A 310-nucleotide genomic window follows, 5' to 3' on the forward strand; every position below is an offset into this window, starting at 1 on the left:
GAATCGTTCAGGAAGGCCTCGCCATTTACAGCCGTACTCGGCGACATACAATATGGCATTAATTATCTGTATATTAGGGATTTTTACATTGCCTCTTTGAACGGGAAGCAGGTGCTCAATAATTTTGAACTGCGATTTTGAAATTTCCATTCGCAGAGTTTGTCATGTTTAGTTTAGACAGGCCCTAATACATGCAATAAAGTCTTATCTCAATTATAGCGCCACCAGGCATAGCACTGCCGAAAAGCTTACAGGTAGAGAGGCGCTAAGCCATACTTTATTAGAAATTATTCTGCCATTAATTTAAGAG

1 protein-coding gene is annotated in these 310 nt (G+C 39.7%); it reads right to left on the reverse strand.

The window, feature by feature from the left end:
• A partial coding sequence (locus tag Q5Y71_RS17345; RefSeq protein ID WP_306043315.1) for a transposase occupies positions 1-150 on the reverse strand: 150 nt, incomplete at its 3' end.
• Positions 151-310 lie beyond the last annotated feature (160 nt).

This window comes from Microbulbifer sp. 2205BS26-8 (genome assembly GCF_030731025.1).
GTDB classification, from domain to species: Bacteria; Pseudomonadota; Gammaproteobacteria; order Pseudomonadales; family Cellvibrionaceae; genus Microbulbifer; species Microbulbifer spongiae.